The organism is Colwellia sp. 5_MG-2023 (assembly GCF_030547795.1).
In the GTDB taxonomy this organism is placed as follows: domain Bacteria; phylum Pseudomonadota; class Gammaproteobacteria; order Enterobacterales; family Alteromonadaceae; genus Colwellia.
Genome location: NZ_JAUOPW010000002.1, coordinates 306,863 through 322,051, shown reverse-complemented (window position 1 = coordinate 322,051; position 15,189 = coordinate 306,863). Strand labels below are relative to the sequence as shown.

Here is a 15,189-nt window from a genome sequence, read left to right as displayed (position 1 = left end):
GGAACAGAGCATGCAACTGAATTCCACTGAAATCGCTGAACTGATCAAAAATCGTATTGAACAGTTCAACGTTGTCAGCGAAGCTCGTAACGAAGGTACAATCGTTTCTGTAACAGACGGTATCATTCGTATCCATGGCCTTGCCGATGTAATGCAAGGTGAAATGATCGAACTTCCTGGTAGCCGTTATGCTATCGCCTTAAACCTTGACCGTGATTCGGTAGGTGCGGTAGTTATGGGACCTTATGCTGATTTAGCAGAAGGACAGAAAGTTAAAGGTACTGGCCGTATTTTGGAAGTACCTGTAGGTCGTGGTCTTTTAGGCCGCGTAGTAAATACACTTGGTGAACCAATTGATGGCAAAGGCCCAATTGAAAATGATGGCTTCTCTCCTGTAGAAGTTGTTGCTCCTGGTGTTATTGAACGTAAATCAGTTGACCAACCAGTACAAACTGGTATTAAGTCAATTGATGCTATGATTCCAATTGGTCGTGGTCAACGTGAATTAATCATTGGTGACCGTCAAATCGGTAAATCAGCGATTGCACTTGACGCTATCATTAACCAAAAGAACACTGGTATCAAAAGTATTTATGTAGCTATTGGCCAAAAAGCGTCAACAGTTGCTAATGTTGTACGTAGCTTAGAAGAGCACGGCGCATTATCAAATACTATTGTTGTTGTTGCATCAGCTTCTGAAGCAGCAGCTTTACAATACCTTGCACCTTACTCTGGTTGTTCAATGGGTGAATACTTCCGTGACCGCGGTGAAGATGCGTTGATCGTATATGATGATTTGTCTAAGCAAGCTGTTGCTTACCGTCAAATTTCATTACTACTTCGTCGTCCGCCAGGTCGTGAAGCATACCCAGGTGATGTTTTCTATCTTCATAGTCGTTTATTAGAACGTGCTGCTCGTGTAAACGAAGCGTATGTTGAAAAATTCACTAACGGTGAAGTAAAAGGTAAAACAGGTTCTTTAACTGCATTACCAATTATTGAAACACAAGCGGGTGATGTATCTGCTTTCGTACCAACTAACGTAATTTCGATTACAGATGGTCAAATATTCTTAGAGTCTGATTTATTCAACTCTGGTATTCGTCCTGCGGTAAATGCTGGTTTATCAGTATCTCGTGTTGGTGGTGCAGCGCAAACGAAAATCATCAAAAAACTTGGTGGTGGTATCCGTTTAGCACTAGCTCAATACCGTGAATTAGCAGCATTTGCTCAATTTGCATCAGATTTAGATGACGCGACTCGTGCTCAATTAGAGCATGGACAACGTGTAACTGAATTAATGAAGCAAAAGCAATACAGCCCATTATCGGTTGCTGAAACTGCTGTTTCTTTATTTGCTGCAGAAAAAGGCTTTTTGAACGACGTTGCTATTAACAAAATCAATGATTTTGAAGACGCGTTACAAAGCTACATGAACAGTGAAGCATCTGAGCTTATGGCTACTATCAACGATTCAGGTAACTACGATAAAGACATTGAAGCTGGTTTGACTAAAGCACTTGAAACTTTCAAGTCTACCCAAACTTGGTAAGACGTTTTTAATTAAGTAATCTTTTCGGAGAGAGAGTCATGGCCGTTGGTAAAGAAATAAAAACCAAAATTGCGAGTGTGAAAAACACTCAAAAGATCACAAACGCTATGGAAATGGTTGCCGCTTCTAAAATGCGTAGAGCGCAAGAAAGCATGGCAGCTTCTCGTCCATATGCGACAAATATACGTAACGTGATCGGTCATATTGCGCTTGGTAACTTAGAATATCGCCATCCTTATATGGAAGAGCGTGAAGTTAAGCGTGTTGGCTATATTGTTGTATCAACAGACCGTGGTTTGTGTGGTGGTTTAAATATTAATTTATTTAAAGAAGTGCTAGCTGACGCTGCTAAATGGCAGGGTCAAGAAGCTGAAGTTGAATTTGCGGTTGTAGGCTCAAAAGCTACTTCGTTTTTCAATAACATGGGCTCTAAAGTAACCGCACAAATATCTGGCTTAGGCGATAACCCGTCACTTACCGACTTAGTCGGTAGTGTTCAGGTTATGCTAAATGCTTATAATAACGGCGAAATTGATAAGTTGTTTATAGTGTATAACAAGTTCGTTAATACTATGACACAAGCACCAACAGTTGATCAGTTATTGCCTTTACCTAAGTCTGACGATGTAGATATTGAACATCGTTGGGATTACATATACGAACCTGATGCTAACGTGTTGTTAGATCAACTATTAGTTCGTTATGTAGAATCGCAAGTGTACCAAGGCGTGGTTGAAAACCTAGCCTGTGAACAAGCTGCCCGTATGGTAGCCATGAAAGCTGCTACAGATAATGCTGGCGACTTGATTGATGATTTACAACTGGTATACAACAAAGCGCGTCAAGCATCGATTACTCAAGAATTGGGTGAAATCGTTGCAGGTGCAGCTGCGGTTGGTTAAAGAGTAATTAACATATAACGTTTTCGTAATTTAACGACAAGCTAGCTGCGCAAAGCGTTGGTTGGCTTAAATTAAGAGGAATTAACATGAGTACAGGTAAAGTCGTCCAAATAATTGGCGCAGTTGTGGATGTTGAATTTCCACAAGATGCCGTACCTCAGGTATATCACGCAGTAAAAGTAACCGAAGGTGACCTTGCAGGTTTAGTACTTGAAGTTCAACAGCAGCTTGGTGGCGGTGTTGTACGTACTATTGCAATGGGTAGCTCAGACGGTTTGCGTCGTGGCCTGAATGTAGAAAACACAGGTGATGGTATCCAAGTACCTGTTGGTGTTGAGACTTTAGGTCGCATCATGAACGTATTAGGTGAACCTATTGATGAAGCAGGTCCAATCGGCGAGAAAGATCGTTGGGCTATTCATCGTGAAGCGCCTGCATACGCAGATCAAGCCATGTCTAACGAATTGTTAGAAACAGGTATCAAAGTAATCGATTTAGTTTGTCCATTCGCTAAGGGTGGTAAAGTTGGTCTTTTCGGTGGTGCTGGTGTTGGTAAAACAGTAAACATGATGGAACTTATCCGTAACATCGCTATTGAACACAGTGGTTACTCAGTATTTGCTGGTGTTGGTGAGCGTACACGTGAAGGTAACGATTTCTATCACGAAATGAACGATTCTAACGTACTTGATAAAGTATCATTAGTTTACGGTCAGATGAACGAGCCTCCTGGAAACCGTTTACGTGTTGCCATGACTGGTTTAACTATGGCAGAAAAATTCCGTGACGAAGGTCGTGACGTATTATTCTTCGTAGATAACATCTATCGTTATACTCTTGCGGGTACTGAAGTATCAGCGTTACTTGGTCGTATGCCATCAGCGGTTGGTTACCAACCAACACTTGCTGAAGAAATGGGTGTATTACAAGAACGTATCACTTCAACGAATAAAGGCTCTATTACGTCAATTCAAGCGGTATACGTACCTGCGGATGATTTAACGGATCCAAGTCCTGCAACTACCTTTGCTCATTTAGATGCAACAGTTGTACTTTCTCGTTCTATTGCTGAGCTAGGTATTTACCCAGCGATTGACCCACTAGATTCAACTTCTCGTCAACTTGATCCATTAGTAGTTGGTGCAGAACATTATGAAGTTGCTCGTGGTGTTCAAACAGTATTACAACGTTATAAAGAACTAAAAGATATCATCGCTATCTTAGGTATGGATGAGTTATCAGAAGAAGATAAGCAAACTGTGCATCGTGCACGTAAGATTCAACGTTTCTTATCTCAACCGTTCTTTGTTGCTGAAGTATTTACCGGTTCTCCAGGTAAATATGTATCATTAAAAGACACCATTGCAGGATTCAAAGGAATTTTAGCTGGTGAATATGATGATATGCCTGAGCAAGCGTTCTACATGGTTGGTTCTATTGACGAAGCTGTAGAGAAAGCTAATAAGATGTAATCATCTGATAAGCACTTAGGGATAACTTAAGTGCTTATTAATATAGAGGTCGAGTCAAATGGCATTATTAACTGTTAATCTGGATGTAGTAAGCGCACAGGAAAGTTTATTTTCTGGCAGTATTAAATCATTACAGATCACAGGTAGTGAAGGTGAGTTGGGTATTTTACCTGGTCACGCACCTTTACTGACCTCACTAAAACCTGGAATGGCACTTATCACTAAAAAAGATGGTAGCGAAGAAGTTATTTATCTTTCAGGTGGTATGTTAGAAGTTCAACCTAATCACATTACAGTACTTGCTGATGTTGCAACACGTGCTGGTGATTTAGATGAACAAGCAGCCATAGAAGCTAAAAAGCGTGCAGAAGAAAATATGAATGCCACTGGTATTGATGTTGATTATGCTGCAGTAGCTGCTGAATTAGCACGCGCAGTAGCGCAATTACGTGTTATTCAGGTGACTAATAAAAGAAGTTAAGCTTAACTTCCTAATTAACGTCGTAAGCTAAGGTTTAGTGAATTAAATTATAAATGCTCTGTTGCTGTAAAGTAACAGGGCATTTTTTATGTTTGTTATTTTTGAAAAACCTAAATTTTTGACAAAAAAAAGCGTCTATTAAGAAAGACGCAATAAAAACATGAAACACTAAGGGAAATAAAACTTACAACTATTAAGAGTAGTAAAATCATGAAAAGTTCCCATAAGTTAATTAATATATTTAAATCATGCATACTCTACATCTTATTTAAAACCATGGTTGATTAACATTGCTAAATTCACAACAATTACTTCCTACAGAAAGTACTGTTTATTTGTTACGACACGGTGAAATTGATACACCGGGGATTCTGGCTGGAAAAACGGATGTAGCACTTTCAGCATTTGGTTATGAACAACTATCTCTCGCTACTGACTCACTAAAATTTGTTGATCGGTGTATTAGTTCTCCTTTGGTTCGTTGTTATCAATATGCAGACTTATTTTGCCAGCAGCAAAATCTATCATTAGAAGTTGAAAGTAAACTGCAAGAAATGAATTTTGGTGATTGGGATGGTAAAAGCTATCAGTCATTATGGCAAAGAAGCGATCGCGTAGAAACTTGTACAATAGGTGATTTTTGGCAAAACCCTTGGCAGAATCAACCGCCAAATGGTGAAAGCATGACTAGTTTTACTGGGCGTATTGATCATTGGTGGGATAGTTTTTGTAATAAAAATGAGTCAAAAAATACGCTTGTTTTGACACATGCTGGTGTGATCAAACATATACTCGCTCGCGTTTTAAATTTACCTATCCCAGGAAACTCGCATATGGACTCAATAGAGGTACCTTATGCTAGCTTGATAAAAATATCTTTATATCGAGATGAAAGAGGAAAGGTTTGGTCAAAGCTTGTGTTATAAAGAATAAAACAACCTTATTTCATCTTTTCACCAAATTTGTTATTTACAATAATAGTTTACCGTTAAAACTATAAATATACTTATTGAGACTATTATGACATTTACAATTGAACCTATTACTCACCAATTTGATAATAAAATTCAAGCAATAGTTGATGGTAAAACTAAGCCATTAGGTGCGCTGGGCCAGCTCGAAACAACAGCAAAAGCAATCGCACGAGTACAATTAGCACAGTTTGAACAGCTTGAACTATTAGTTATTAACAAGCCAGCTCTTATTATTTTCGCAGGTGACCATGGGGTGGCAGCGGAAGGGGTTTCTATAGCGCCAAGTGAAGTTACCGGTCAAATGGTTGCTAACTTTGCAACTGGTGGAGCAGCGATAAGTGTTTTTTGTCGTCAACTGGGTTGGGATTTGAGTGTCGTTGATGCAGGTATCTTGCATAAACCGTCCCCAGAATTAAATGTTATTGATCAACGTCTAGGCAATATTACACAGCCTTTGCATTTGCAAGCCGCTATGACAGTAGAAACTGTGAAAGAAGGCTTTAGTAAAGCTAAATCGCTGATCAGTAAAACCAAGAAAAATGGCTGCAATTTAATTGCTTTTGGCGAGATGGGCATTGGCAATACGACATCGTCATCTGCAATCATGGCAGCTGTTATGAATATTTCTGCAGTAGAAACGGTAGGAAAGGGCACTGGCGTATCTGACGACGTTGTTAAAAAGAAACAGCAAGTAGTTGAACAAGCGCTTAAATTACATGCGGATAAATTATCAGATCCTATACAATTATTAGCGTGTTTAGGTGGCTTCGAAATAGTGCAAATTACAGGAGCAATGTTAGCTGCAGCAGAAGATAATATGCATGTAGTCGTTGATGGGTTCACTTGTACTGCCGCAGCAATGGTTGCCATACAAATAAACCCTGCAGTAAAAGACTATATGATATTTGCTCATTGCTCAGGTGAGCAAGGACATCAGAAAATGCTCACTTGGCTTACTGTAGAGCCTTTATTAAGCCTTGAATTACGTTTAGGTGAAGGTACAGGAGCAGCGTTAGCTTTACCGCTTATTCAAGCTGCTGTGGCTTTTTATAATGACATGGCTAGTTTTGAACAAGCTTCAGTAACAAAGGTAGTTTAGCGTTTAACGCATAAACTTGAGCATAAAATGACTCAAAATTTACATCAGAAAATAAAACCTCAATTAACGCTATTGTTATTGGCCGTTAGTTTTTTCACGCGCATACCTGTTCGATTACCTGCTGAAATTAGTGCAGAGCAACTTAATCAATCTAGTCGCTATTTTGCCGTAGTTGGTCTTTTGGTTGGTATCCTTTGTTCGTTAATTTATGCTATTTCCGTTGAATATTTACCAAAAGAAATTGCCGTGCTTATTGCTATGGCTGCAAGTTTATTAGTAACTGGCGCTTTTCATGAAGATGGCTGGGCAGATGTTTGGGATGGCTTTGGTGGTGGTTGGAGCATTGAGCAAAAACTGAATATTATGAAAGATAGTCGCTTAGGAACTTATGGTGCCGCAGCGTTATTTATTATTTTATTTCTAAAATATCAAAGTTTAATTTCGCTTGCATCGCCTGTTATTGCGCTTATTTTAGCAAATACCTTAAGTCGCGTAGTTGCCACCAGTTTAATTTATGATATGTCTTATGTCTCCCTTGATGCTACATCAAAAGTTAAACCGCTAGCTCAGTATTTATCGAACACAAGTTTAATGGCGTTGCTTGCCACTGGATTGATAGTGAGTTTATGGTTTCTTCCTTTGGGCGAATGTATTTTATTGTTCGTTATTTTATTTATTTTTAGAGCTTTATTAGCATTTTGGTTTAATAAGCAACTTAGTGGTTATACCGGTGATTGTTTAGGCGCAGCCCAGCAAAGTAGCGAAATTGTTATTTATTTAACGTTATTGGTGTTTGGCTATGGTGATGTCATGTTAAGTACAGGTTCAGGAGTTATTAGCTAATGTCTATTCATTTGATTTTAGGCGGTGCTCGCTCTGGTAAAAGTTCATTTGCCGAAAAGCAAGCTAAGCTCCTTGAAAGTAACACTCAGTCACAGGTTTATTATCTAGCAACAGCTCAGCCGTTAGATGGTGAAATGTTAGCGCGTATCAAGCAACACCAACAACAAAGACCTGCTCATTGGTTGTTAATTGAATCCTCTATTGAACTAGCCAAAGCGATTGAGCAGTTAGTAAAAAAACATAACAGCGAACACAAACATGGGATAACAATATTAGTTGATTGCCTTACCTTATGGTTAACAAATTGCTTATGTTCAGCTGAAAAAGATTGTTTTCAACAAGAAAAACAAGCGTTACTTAAAACTTTATCTCATTATGCACAATCAAGTGAGGTGCATTTACTGCTTGTTAGCAATGAAGTTGGTCATGGCATTGTACCTATGGGGGAGCTTTCACGAAATTTTGTTGATCAAGCGGGTTGGTTACATCAAGAAATCGCTGTAATAGCTGAGCGAGTCGATTTTATTATGGCGGGGATTCCTCTATCGCTTAAGCCGAAGGAGTACAAATGAAAACCTTAATGATACAAGGCACTACTTCTGATGCCGGTAAAAGTACGGTAGTGGCAGGGCTTTGTCGTGTTTTTGTGAATAGAGGTTTTAGTGTTGCGCCTTTTAAACCTCAAAATATGGCGCTAAATAGTGCGGTAACAGAAGATGGCGGCGAAATTGGACGAGCACAAGCATTACAAGCTATTGCTGCTAATATTGCACCGCGTGTTGATTTTAATCCTATTTTATTAAAGCCAAATAGTGATACTGGTGCGCAAGTTATTGTACACGGTAAGGCACTTTCAAATATGGAAGCGACCAGCTATCACGACTATAAAAAAGTGGCGATGAATGCAGTGGTTGAATCTCATTATCGGCTTGCACAAGAGTTTGATGTGTTAATGGTGGAAGGTGCAGGTAGTCCGGCTGAAATTAATTTGCGCGAACATGACATTGCCAATATGGGCTACGCTGAAAAAGTAGATTGTCCTGTTATTTTAGTCGCTGATATTGATCGTGGTGGAGTTTTTGCTCATTTAGTAGGGACGTTAGCATTATTGTCAGCGTCAGAGCAAGCACGGGTAAAAGGTTTTATTATTAATCGCTTTCGCGGTGATATTAAGTTACTAGAATCAGGTTTAACTTGGCTTGAAGAACGTACTGGTAAGCCTGTTTTAGGTGTTTTGCCTTATTTACATGATTTAGCGCTTGATGCTGAAGATGCGATTGCTCTTGATAATAAAGTGAGTCAAAGTAAAATTTCTATTGCGGTACCTCTATTGCCGCATATTAGTAATCATACTGATTTTGACCCATTAAGGTTAAACCCTGAAATAGATTTACGTTATGTCAAAATGGGTGAACGGATAGACAATTGCGATTTAGTTATTTTACCGGGCAGTAAAAATGTGATTTCAGACTTAGCATTTTTAAAAGCTCAAGGCTGGCAAGAGGATATTAATTGTCATTTAAGATATGGCGGTAAAGTGCTCGGTATTTGTGGTGGGTTTCAAATGCTAGGTAATAAAATATTGGATCCACTTGCGATTGAATCAACAGCTGAAGAAAATGGCGAAAGAGCTATTTCAGGCTTAGGATTAGCTGATTTTACCACGACGTTAACCGCAGAAAAAACCTTAACACAGGTTTCTGGCACACTCACCCTAGCTGGCGCTTCTTGTGAGGTTTTGGGCTATGAAATTCATTGTGGTCATTCACAAGGTGAAGCACTTAAAAAACCTTTAATAAGTGATTTGTCTGTAGGTGCGCTAAGTACAGATGGTTTTATCTCAACAGATAATCAAATTGTAGCAACCTATTTACATGGCATTTTTGATCACGGAGCAGTAACTAGCGCGATATTGCAGTGGGTTAAACAAGATCATGGTGTACAGTCTGTTATTGATATTAATCAACATAGAGAAACTCAATTAGAACGTTTAGCTGGGATATGCGAGCAATACTTGCATATGGATGATATCGAACAAATTTTAAAAGCGGGTGTTACCACTGGTAACCCCCCATAACAGCTTTCACTATCAACATGAAATTTATAAGAATTAATACGCTTCGTTAAGTGTATTCAGAGACGCCACACTTTGGTGTTATTTGATGATATTCGAGTTGGCTCTGTAACAACTAAGCGTATTCGTTATTTATATTAAGCAAAGCATTAGCCAACCGTGTAAGCTCTTCAATCTTGGCTATACCAAACCTTAATGCCTGTTTATCATCAGTTAACCGCACATAAACACCTTGTTTGCATAAGGCTATATAGTAGCTTTCAGCGCGGCTTTTACCGTTATGATTTTCTTTAAAATAAACCGTTTGAAATAGATCAGTGCCAGAGATAGTCGTTATCTGTTCCATTGGTAAATTGTCAGTGAGTAATGTCCGTAAATGTGTACTTAACGTTTTTAGTGTTTGTTGCTGCTGTGTTTGCCAGTGTTTATCTTCTAATGCTTTTTGCGCTATAAGCTGTGCAGGCCCATTAACTTGCCAAGGGCCAAGTTGTTCGTTAAATTTTGCTAACCAAGGCTCGGCACCAATTAAAAAACCAATACGAATACCGGCTAAACCAAAAAACTTGCCAAATGAGCGTAATATCAACGTGTTTTCATCATATTTACTGCCGGCGCTTGTCATTGATTGAGTGGGGCTTATTACATCAATAAAGGCTTCATCAATAATGAATAAACCATTGCGTTGAGCTAATTTTCTTTGATAGTTGAGTAGCGTAGATTTTGGGTAGAGTTGCCCCGTTGGGTTGTTCGGGTTAATTACCACTAAAACTGAATTTTCTTCAATTGTATTAATTTCAGGTAAAGTGTCTTGATACCAACATAATGTAAAGCCTGCGGTTTGCCAAGCTAAGGCATGTTCTTTATAGCCTTGCTCGGGTAAGTATACGATAGTGGAATGTTTGTTTTCTTCACGCCATAACACAGGTAAAAGTTTTATTATCGCTTGGCTGCCATTGGTTACTAGCAAGCTGTTAGCATTGTAATAACGTTTAGCTGCGTATTCTAAGTTGATATTTGATTGTGGTAATGCCTGATATAGTTGTGCTGGGATTGTTGGAATAGGGTAGCTAAATGGTGCTATACCTGTAGATAAATCTAACCAGCTTTCAGGAGCAATATTAAATTGCTTAGCCACTAATTGTAGCTGTCCACCATGAATAAGAGCCAAAATTGGTTCACCTAAAATTTAATAAATTTGAATATTAAAAGCCATGTTAACTAACCTATTATCTTCTATAAAGTTAACAGCACTAATCATACTGTTAATTTTATAGAAGATAACAAACTAGTTGATAGAAAAAAGTTAATAAAGCTAATGTAATAGCTGCCCGTTTTACTAGCGTTATACTGCGAGGTATATCCTCGATGCTGACCGAGTTGCCTAAACCTAATGTGGGTGAGGTTATTACTTTTCCATGATAAAAAGCATTACCGCCCAGTGTTATCTTCATCACAGTAGCGCCGGCTGCCATTACCCAGCCACCATTATGACTTTTATATTGATTACCTTGCTGATAGGCATTGGTAACAGATTGTTTAACATCACCTTGTATTGAATACAGTAGGGTACAAATTTTTGCTGAAAAGAATCCGAGTAAGTCATCAAGCTTAGCACTGGCATAGCCAAAATGATTAAAACGAGACGTTTTATAACCCCACATTGCATCGAGTGTATTAGCTAAACGATGCAAAATAACTAATGGTGCACCGCCTATAATATAATAAACCATTGAAGCGATAACTGAATCATGTCCATTTTCGAGCATAGATTCTACCGTTGCTCTCGACATTGCTTGTGGTGAAAGAGCGTTAGTTTCTCTACTAACAATGTAACCGGTAAAGTGGCGAGCTTTTACAAGATCTTCTGATTTCAAAGGGATGTAAATCTGCATCGCATGTTGATGTAAACTATTAAGACCAATGGCCAAATAAAGTACACTGGCATCGAGCAATATTTGCCAATACCATGCTAAATCATTAATAAATAGAAAGTAAACAATGGGAAGCGGTAATACCAATAAACACCAAGAAAATAGACCTAATAGTTTGATTTTTAAAGAAGATTTCTTAGAGTGGGGATTTTGTTTTTTATTGTTATGATTAAGTACAGACTCTATTTTATCTGCAAGCCAGCCAAAACCAACAAGATAATGGTACTTTTTAGCTTCGCCTAAGATGTTATCAAGCAGTAAAGCTAATAAAATAGTTAATGACGTAGCAAAATAAGGCGCTAATAACATTGCTTGGTTATTTATATTTTCTATCCACGACATTGTTATTTTATTTCGCTGTTACTGTTTCAGAGTGAAAATTTTTATCGTTATGATTATAGGTTAAATGAAAGATAGAGCCATTGTCGAATAATTCATAAGCATTTTGTGTTGATTGCTGACCTAGCTTCGCTAAAAAACAGCGCAACGCTTCACCATGAAAAATAACCAATAAATTTTTATTTACATTATGGATCGCGAGTCTTTGTAATGCATTATAAATGCGTGTCCCACAGTCTATGGCGCTTTCACCACCTATAGGTTTCAGTGCGGTAAATTGGTGGAAAATTTCGTCAAAATGTACTTCGTTTTTAATGTTGCTTATATAAGCACCTTGCCATTGACCTAAGTTTCGTTCGGTTATGTCATTTAGGTTAATAATAGGGATATTTAATAGCTTTTGACAGCTAATAGCTGTATTAACTGCACGACCAAGGGGGGACGAAATAATAAAGTCTATTTCTTTATTAACAATATTTTGTGCAAGTTTTTTAGACTGTTCCTTACCTAAATGCGTTAGTTCACTGTCTAATTGTCCTTGATAACGCTGGATTTCATTCCATTTCGTTTGTCCGTGACGCGCTAAATATAAGTTTGTTTTCATCTGTTTTTAATACTAATAACATCAATGATGACATTTATCATCATTTGAAAGGGCGCGTAGAGTAACTAAATCACCGTTTAGGTTCAACGCTAATATGTTTGGAACTAGTTTTGTTAGTTATTGAATAGCATGTATTTATGACGTATTATCTGGTTCGATTTAGGTGTCTTCACACGTTATTTTGATGTGTTTAACAAAATAATAACGCTCTGAAGGTGAAACGTGAAACTGGTGAAATACCAGTACTGCCCCCGCAACGGTAACTGTGAGCAGCAACAAAAACCACTGTATTGAATCGCTAAGTAGAATATTAAATTAGTGATGTATGGGAAGGTGTTGCAAATGCAATGATCAGAAGTCCGGAGACCGGCCTAATCAATGTTATTTATCACTTATAATATTATATCTGTGTTTACTTATATAAATAGCATACTCGACAACTGCGGTGGGCGGTGATTCAGAGATAAGTATATGTGCTGAAATTTGTAATATTTAACATGATTTTTCTAAATTGCAGCCTAAGGAATCTATTACTGTTTGTTTGAGCTAATCACTTATTTTTACGGATTTTTTTGCTACTAACACAGAATAACTATTCTTTTATCATTTACTGCCTTTGATTTCCAACACTGTTAACTATCTATTTAACGAGATCGTTATGAAGTTAATGAATCAAAAATTCCATTTGAATATATTTATGGCAGTATTTTCAGTATTAACCTTGTTAATGCTTGCTACGCGCACCCATCATTTCTCTAATTTTAATCATTTACCCAGTGCATCAATTGCCTTTTTTACTTCAAATGGTGGTTATTACACGTTATCTGGTAAGTTTGCTGAATTATCATGGGCAGAATATGAAACACGGGTTGATAAGTATTATTTTAAGTCCGTCTCTAATCCTGTTTTTTATATTATTTCAGCCATCGTCATTGATTTTACAATAAACCATTTATTTACCAATAAGGAGTTAAATACGAGCGTTATTGCTAACCATAAGCATTAGTGTATTTACCAAGTAACCTGAGTTTATCATTAATTATTCTTGAGAAAACTCGTTACTTTTAAGCGAATCAATAAACTGTTGTAGAAGGAACTCAATCAGTAATGATTAATAATCGTTATATGAAAAATATGCGAAAAATAAACTGTAAGTGAGAAAAACTGTGACAGATATTAATGAAAATCAGCAAAATGATAATAGGCTTCAACAACAAGATGAAGCTGCACAAATTAAAGAGCAAAAACATATTGAACGTCAGAAAAAAATTAAAGCAAAAGTTGATAGTCGTATTGCTCAAGCGACCGAAGAACGCGGGGTTTTTGTTGTAATCACAGGTAATGGTAAAGGTAAAAGTACTTCTGGTTTTGGTACTGTATTACGTGCGATTGGTCATGGTCAAAAAGCAGGTGTAGTACAGTTTATTAAAGGCGATAAGTGGGAATGTGGGGAAATGAACATTCTGAAACAATTTCCTGTGCAGCATTATGTTATGGGGACTGGGTTTACGTGGGAAACCCAAAGTACAGAAACGGATACTATCGCAGCAAAAGTAGCTTGGCAAAGAAGTAAAGAAATGTTGAGTGATGAAACCCTTAATATTGTGCTACTCGATGAAATGACCTACATGGTTAAGTATGGCTACATTGAATTAGATGAAATTATTGAAGTACTTAATAACAGGCCTAAAATGCAGCATGTGATTATTACCGGTAGAGCTTGTCATCGTAAACTTATTGAATTAGCTGATACTGTTTCAGAGGTTCAACCTATTAAACATGCCTTTAAAGCAGGGGTAAAGGCTCAGAAAGGACTTGATTGGTAAGGTTTGCTTAATAAAAACGTGTTAATTTATTTAACACGTTTGAGTTATTGCCCATTACTGCTCGTGGGTAAAAACTTATTTACTAGTCACTTTATCAAGTAACGAAAGTAAACTTGTTATATAAGAAACACGTTCATCTACACTTGCTTCATTTGGGCGTATCGCTATTTTCCCGCCAAGAAAATCAAGTTTTTCGTACGGACACTGTTCTAAAGAGCGTTTAATTTCATTAATTGTTAAGGCTGACCCCTTAGCGTAACTTGGTACATCAATCGCCTGCTCATGAGGCATATGAGTATCTCGCCATTGACCATAAGGTCCTTCAACACCTGAAGCGCCAGAAAAAATAATACCTTTTAATAAACCACAATCATAAGCTTGTTTAATATGTTGAATCGGACCTTCAACACTACGTGTTTCAATCGCAGATCGTCCCCAATTTATGCTAATACCAATATCGGTATTATGTTTACTATTAACATTTTGAATAGCTGTAATTTCATCTTCTAGTAACATAAAGCCTTTTTGAGAAGCTTGACCTTCAACGTAAGCATCACAGTGTTCAATTACAAGTTTTGCACCTTGCCAATTCCAAGATTGCATGGTTTCAAGAGATGTTTGTAATGCTTGAATAGAGGATTGTGCATCAGCAGTGATTGTGGGAGCGGTATGAATTTTAATGAAAGGTACTGCTTCCCTGTTCAAATGTGCGTTTAGTTTTACTATGGCTTGTTGTGCTTGTTGATAAAACGCGATGGCAGCTAATCGACCTTCCTCATTATTTGAGGCAATACCGAAATGAGGATTCTTTCCAAGGTTGCCCATTACACCAGGGATAGAAGTAAATACAAATTGCCACTGAGGATCAATATTTGCTAAAAACCAATCATCGTCATGGGTATGTAACTGGCCAGTAAATGGGTGTTCTAGACCTTGAATGCTTTTAATGTTTTTTAATTGTTGGTAGTAATCTGTTTCTTCATTTTTGTCCCAAGCATTGCCCGAAGGAGCGGTAGCATAAGCGCCAATAATATATTTCATATTGATTAATGTAGTCTGTGCATTTTAGAAAAGTTATTCGTTATAGCACTA

Annotated in this window: 15 protein-coding genes and 1 riboswitch; of the genes, 11 read left to right on the top strand and 4 right to left on the bottom strand. The window is 37.7% G+C overall.

The annotated features are described in order from the left end of the window. Positions 1-10 precede the first annotated feature (10 nt). The 9 genes from atpA (at position 11) to Q4496_RS02910 (ending at position 9,400) form a co-directional block, all read left to right on the top strand. Positions 11-1,552 carry a F0F1 ATP synthase subunit alpha gene (gene atpA / locus Q4496_RS02950; RefSeq protein WP_215971657.1) on the top strand — a complete coding sequence of 514 codons (1,542 nt, stop codon included), beginning with the start codon at positions 11-13 and terminating at the stop codon, positions 1,550-1,552. Between the two features lie 38 nt (positions 1,553-1,590). After that, a complete protein-coding gene (atpG, locus tag Q4496_RS02945) occupies positions 1,591-2,454 on the top strand; it encodes a F0F1 ATP synthase subunit gamma (protein WP_215971658.1) in 864 nt (287 codons plus the stop codon). Between the two features lie 86 nt (positions 2,455-2,540). Next, positions 2,541-3,926: a F0F1 ATP synthase subunit beta gene (atpD, locus tag Q4496_RS02940; protein ID WP_215971659.1), complete on the top strand. Its 1,386-nt coding sequence runs from the start codon at positions 2,541-2,543 to the stop codon at positions 3,924-3,926. 58 nt (positions 3,927-3,984) lie between these two features. Beyond that, positions 3,985-4,407, top strand: coding sequence for a F0F1 ATP synthase subunit epsilon (locus Q4496_RS02935; protein ID WP_215971660.1), 423 nt, complete (start codon positions 3,985-3,987; stop codon positions 4,405-4,407). Between the two features lie 290 nt (positions 4,408-4,697). Continuing rightward, positions 4,698-5,333 (top strand): histidine phosphatase family protein, encoded by a 636-nt coding sequence (locus Q4496_RS02930; protein WP_215971661.1) that lies wholly within the window; start codon positions 4,698-4,700, stop codon positions 5,331-5,333. A gap of 94 nt (positions 5,334-5,427) precedes the next feature. Then, positions 5,428-6,480, top strand: coding sequence for a nicotinate-nucleotide--dimethylbenzimidazole phosphoribosyltransferase (gene cobT / locus Q4496_RS02925; protein WP_303601072.1), 1,053 nt, complete (start codon positions 5,428-5,430; stop codon positions 6,478-6,480). 27 nt (positions 6,481-6,507) lie between these two features. After that, positions 6,508-7,323, top strand: coding sequence for an adenosylcobinamide-GDP ribazoletransferase (locus tag Q4496_RS02920; protein WP_303601073.1), 816 nt, complete (start codon positions 6,508-6,510; stop codon positions 7,321-7,323). Continuing rightward, positions 7,323-7,895: a bifunctional adenosylcobinamide kinase/adenosylcobinamide-phosphate guanylyltransferase gene (gene cobU, locus Q4496_RS02915; RefSeq protein WP_215971664.1), complete on the top strand. Its 573-nt coding sequence runs from the start codon at positions 7,323-7,325 to the stop codon at positions 7,893-7,895. Before Q4496_RS02920 ends, cobU begins: the two co-directional genes overlap by 1 nt. Beyond that, on the top strand, positions 7,892-9,400 hold the full coding sequence (locus Q4496_RS02910; protein WP_303609906.1) for a cobyric acid synthase: 1,509 nt from the start codon (positions 7,892-7,894) through the stop codon (positions 9,398-9,400). Before cobU ends, Q4496_RS02910 begins: the two co-directional genes overlap by 4 nt. A 112-nt stretch (positions 9,401-9,512) precedes the next feature. Here Q4496_RS02910 and cobD read toward each other — a convergent pair whose 3' ends face one another. From cobD to Q4496_RS02895, 3 genes are all read right to left on the bottom strand, one after another. Next, positions 9,513-10,565, bottom strand: a complete 1,053-nt coding sequence (gene cobD / locus Q4496_RS02905; RefSeq protein ID WP_215971666.1) for a threonine-phosphate decarboxylase CobD — start codon at positions 10,563-10,565, stop codon at positions 9,513-9,515. A gap of 100 nt (positions 10,566-10,665) precedes the next feature. After that, the gene (locus Q4496_RS02900; protein ID WP_303609905.1) at positions 10,666-11,670 is read right to left on the bottom strand and encodes a CobD/CbiB family cobalamin biosynthesis protein; all 1,005 of its coding nucleotides are present in this window, start codon (positions 11,668-11,670) and stop codon (positions 10,666-10,668) included. Between the two features lie 7 nt (positions 11,671-11,677). Further along, positions 11,678-12,271, bottom strand: coding sequence for a histidine phosphatase family protein (locus tag Q4496_RS02895; RefSeq protein WP_215971668.1), 594 nt, complete (start codon positions 12,269-12,271; stop codon positions 11,678-11,680). A gap of 144 nt (positions 12,272-12,415) precedes the next feature. Continuing rightward, a riboswitch (cobalamin riboswitch) is annotated at positions 12,416-12,661 on the top strand. A gap of 268 nt (positions 12,662-12,929) precedes the next feature. Between Q4496_RS02895 and Q4496_RS02890 the strand changes: the two genes are divergently transcribed. Then, the gene (locus tag Q4496_RS02890) at positions 12,930-13,277 is read left to right on the top strand and encodes a hypothetical protein (RefSeq protein ID WP_303609904.1); all 348 of its coding nucleotides are present in this window, start codon (positions 12,930-12,932) and stop codon (positions 13,275-13,277) included. 169 nt (positions 13,278-13,446) lie between these two features. After that, positions 13,447-14,097, top strand: coding sequence for a cob(I)yrinic acid a,c-diamide adenosyltransferase (gene cobO, locus Q4496_RS02885; RefSeq protein WP_303609916.1), 651 nt, complete (start codon positions 13,447-13,449; stop codon positions 14,095-14,097). A gap of 75 nt (positions 14,098-14,172) precedes the next feature. On the opposite strand, the gene Q4496_RS02880 is transcribed toward cobO, so the two are convergent. Further along, on the bottom strand, positions 14,173-15,138 hold the full coding sequence (locus Q4496_RS02880) for a DUF4862 family protein (protein WP_215971670.1): 966 nt from the start codon (positions 15,136-15,138) through the stop codon (positions 14,173-14,175). Between the last annotated feature and the right edge of the window lie 51 nt (positions 15,139-15,189).

Coding starts and splice junctions, on each gene's coding strand:
- Q4496_RS02900 (WP_303609905.1), bottom strand. CDS start 11,670: ATGTCGTGGATAGAAAATATAAATAACCAAGCAATGTTATTAGCGCCT.
- Q4496_RS02910 (WP_303609906.1), top strand. CDS start 7,892: ATGAAAACCTTAATGATACAAGGCACTACTTCTGATGCCGGTAAAAGT.
- Q4496_RS02880 (WP_215971670.1), bottom strand. CDS start 15,138: ATGAAATATATTATTGGCGCTTATGCTACCGCTCCTTCGGGCAATGCT.
- cobU (WP_215971664.1), top strand. CDS start 7,323: ATGTCTATTCATTTGATTTTAGGCGGTGCTCGCTCTGGTAAAAGTTCA.
- atpA (WP_215971657.1), top strand. CDS start 11: ATGCAACTGAATTCCACTGAAATCGCTGAACTGATCAAAAATCGTATT.
- atpG (WP_215971658.1), top strand. CDS start 1,591: ATGGCCGTTGGTAAAGAAATAAAAACCAAAATTGCGAGTGTGAAAAAC.
- Q4496_RS02890 (WP_303609904.1), top strand. CDS start 12,930: ATGAAGTTAATGAATCAAAAATTCCATTTGAATATATTTATGGCAGTA.
- atpD (WP_215971659.1), top strand. CDS start 2,541: ATGAGTACAGGTAAAGTCGTCCAAATAATTGGCGCAGTTGTGGATGTT.
- Q4496_RS02895 (WP_215971668.1), bottom strand. CDS start 12,271: ATGAAAACAAACTTATATTTAGCGCGTCACGGACAAACGAAATGGAAT.
- cobT (WP_303601072.1), top strand. CDS start 5,428: ATGACATTTACAATTGAACCTATTACTCACCAATTTGATAATAAAATT.
- Q4496_RS02935 (WP_215971660.1), top strand. CDS start 3,985: ATGGCATTATTAACTGTTAATCTGGATGTAGTAAGCGCACAGGAAAGT.
- Q4496_RS02920 (WP_303601073.1), top strand. CDS start 6,508: ATGACTCAAAATTTACATCAGAAAATAAAACCTCAATTAACGCTATTG.